This window comes from Actinosynnema sp. NPDC023658 (assembly GCF_040639995.1).
Lineage (GTDB): Bacteria > Actinomycetota > Actinomycetes > Mycobacteriales > Pseudonocardiaceae > Actinosynnema.
This window is the reverse complement of record NZ_JBFAAX010000891.1, coordinates 1-2,237: the sequence shown is the minus strand read 5'-3', so window position 1 is coordinate 2,237 and position 2,237 is coordinate 1. Positions and strand designations below refer to the sequence as shown.

2 protein-coding genes are annotated in these 2,237 nt (G+C 72.4%); one reads left to right on the top strand and one right to left on the bottom strand.

Going from position 1 to position 2,237, the window contains the following annotated elements; all coding sequences use genetic code 11:
- The first annotated feature begins 331 nt into the window (after positions 1–331).
- Positions 332–1,582: a serine hydrolase domain-containing protein gene (locus AB0G02_RS36055; RefSeq protein WP_360803708.1), complete on the top strand. Its 1,251-nt coding sequence runs from the start codon at positions 332–334 to the stop codon at positions 1,580–1,582.
- A gap of 22 nt (positions 1,583–1,604) precedes the next feature.
- Here the strand turns inward: AB0G02_RS36055 and AB0G02_RS36050 are convergent.
- Positions 1,605–2,237 (bottom strand): substrate-binding domain-containing protein (locus AB0G02_RS36050; RefSeq protein WP_360803705.1); only part of this gene is annotated, 633 nt, incomplete at its 5' end.

Below are 2,237 nucleotides of genomic sequence, written 5' to 3'. Positions count from 1 at the left end.
CGGCGCGGTGCCTGCGCTCCGGCCACCTGGCCGCGGCAGGCGCGCTGCGCACCGTCTCCGACGTCGCCGTCGCCCTGCCGCCCGCGGAGGTGGCACGCCTGCTCGTCGTCGACCCCGCCACCTGGGCGTCCACCCGCATCACCGGTACGGGCGTGCGGTGACCTGCCGGGTGGGCGGGCGGCCCGGCATCGGGAACCCGTAGCGGGCGACGGTCTTCGCGTCGTTTCGGTCGTAGCGTCGAAAGTGCCGGTCCGGGCACGTCCCGCTGACGCCCGAACCATCGTGGTTGTCCTTTTTGGGGGGATGGAACGTGAACGACTTCCGCACACGCATGTCCCGACGCGACTTCGGCAGAGTGGTGGCCCTGGCGGGCGCGGCGGGTGGAGCCGTGCTCAGCGGCCTGTCCACCGCGCCCGCGGCGAACGCCGCGGACCTCTCCTGGACCATGCGCGGTCCCATCGGAAACGGGTTGTCGGGCTTCGACGACGCCATGAGGAACTTCATGCAGCCGCGCGGCATCGCCGCCGGGTCGCTCGCGGTGGTGCGCAACGGCAAGCTCGTGCTCGCCCGCGGCTACTCCTACAGCGCCGACCCGGCGGTGCAGACGCAGCCCACCTCCCTGTTCCGCATCGCCAGCATCAGCAAGCCGATCACCGCGACGGCCGTCCTGCGGCTGGTGCAGGAGGGCAGGCTCTCGCTGACCGCCCGGGTGACCGACCTCCTCGGCCTGACGCCGACCGATCCCGACCTGCGACAGGTGACCGTGCTGAACCTGCTGCAGCACAGGGGCGGCTTCCAGACGAGCCCGGACCCGATGTTCTCCGACTACGAGATCAAGTCGGCGTTCGGCCTGAGGCTGCCGATCGGCCAGGCCGACATCGTCCGCTACGTGGCCGGGAAGGAGCTCGCCACCTCACCCGGGGCGGAGTACCACTACAGCAACTTCGGCTACCTGCTGCTCGGCCGGGTCATCGAACGCGTGACCGGCCAGCCCTACGACACCTACGTGCGCCAGGCGGTCCTCGCGCCCAAGGGCATCACGCGGATGCGGCAAGGCCGCTCGTTGCCGCAGTACCGCGCGTCGGGCGAGGTGTCCTACCAGTCCGGGATCACCGCTTCGACGGTGATGGACGACTCGGGGGCGGTGGTGCCCATCCAGTACGGCGGCTTCAACCTGGAGAACATGGCGGCGCACGGCGCCTGGCTGAGCACGTCCGTGGACCTGGTCCGCTTCGCCTCGATCTACGACGGTCCCAACAGCGTGCTCGACGCCGCCTCCATCAACCAGGCCTTCGCCGTGCCGGCGGCGGAGACCGGCTCGCCGAGCTGGTACTACGGCTGCGGGTGGGCCGTGGTGCTGCCGGGCGGCGGTGTCCGCAACACCTACCACGACGGCAGCCTGCCCGGCACGACCACGTTCCTGGTGCGGCGGTACGACGGGGTGACCTGGGCGGTGCTGTTCACCAAGCGCGCGGAGAGCAGCGGGGATCCGGACTACTCGGCCATCGACTACGACCTGCACGTGGCGGCCGACAACGCCGCGTGGCCGACCGTCGACTACTACCCCGGCTACGGCTTCTGACCCGTGCCGTGCGTCCGGGCGGTCAGTCGGGGGCGTGGGCGGCCGGCGCGGTCGAGCCGCGTTCGCACAGCTCCGAGCTGAGCACCACCCGGCGCACGGGCCGGTCCGCACCGCGCGCCAAGCGGTCGAGCACCAGTTCCACCGCCGTGGCGCCGATGGCGTACTTGGGCGGGCGCACGGCGGTCAGCGGCGGGTGGGCGAACCGGGCGACCTCGTCGTCGTACGCGACGACCGACAGGTCCGCCGGCACGTGGACACCGCGTTCCTCGGCCCGCTGCACCAGGGACACCGCTTCGCGGTCGGAGTGCACGACCAGCGCGGTCACGCCGTGCTCGGCGCACTGGTCCAGCACGCGGTCGACGTCGACCGCCCACTCCGGCTCGTAGTAGGCGGCGACGAGCAGCTCCGGCATCGCGGGCAGGCACAGCGCGCCCATCACCCGACGCCAGCCCTCGCGGATCTGCCCGGTGTGGGGGCTGGACGCGCTGGCGGCCAGACCGATCCGGACGTGACCCTGGCCGTGCAGGTGCCGCACGGCCAGCTCCGTGCCCGCCGCGTGGTCCGTGCGCACGGACTCGACGTGCTCGCGGTACGGGCCGTGCACCGCCGAGCGCTCGACCAGGATGACGGGCACGGGCAGCGAGGTCAGCCACGC